Genomic DNA, 391 nt, shown 5'->3' with positions numbered 1-391 from the left:
TGACCCGGGGGTACAAAGCCCGGATACGAATATAACGACTCAATCAATAAAGAGACTTGCGTCTCTCGCCTTAGCCTCACGACACGTCTGATAGAACATCTCAAACGCTCGCTACGTCACAAGTTTTAAAAGAACACGTACCAGCCACAGTGCTGATGCGTATAAAGATCGATTGTATGCGTCATTCAGAGAATGGTGGGTCTGGGTAGACTCGAACTACCGACCTCACCCTTATCAGGGGTGCGCTCTAACCACCTGAGCTACAGACCCGGAAATACTTTCCGGAACATGCTCAAACGTGGTGGAGCCTGTCGGGATCGAACCGACGACCCCCTGCTTGCAAAGCAGGTGCTCTCCCAGCTGAGCTAAGGCCCCAAAAGGGACTCTCACA

The 391-nt window shown here is 51.9% G+C and carries 2 tRNA genes; both read right to left on the bottom strand.

The window, feature by feature from the left end:
• Window positions 1-193: 193 nt before the first annotated feature.
• A tRNA-Ile gene (locus G5A07_RS21185) sits at window positions 194-270 on the bottom strand.
• Window positions 271-299: 29 nt separating this feature from the next.
• A tRNA-Ala gene (locus tag G5A07_RS21180) sits at window positions 300-375 on the bottom strand.
• Between the last annotated feature and the right edge of the window lie 16 nt (window positions 376-391).

This window comes from Stenotrophomonas sp. AS012628 (assembly GCF_010608305.1).
Classification (GTDB): Bacteria; Pseudomonadota; Gammaproteobacteria; order Xanthomonadales; family Xanthomonadaceae; genus Stenotrophomonas; species Stenotrophomonas geniculata.
The sequence above is the reverse complement of the archived record's forward strand: the minus strand, read 5'-3'. Positions and strand labels throughout refer to the sequence as shown.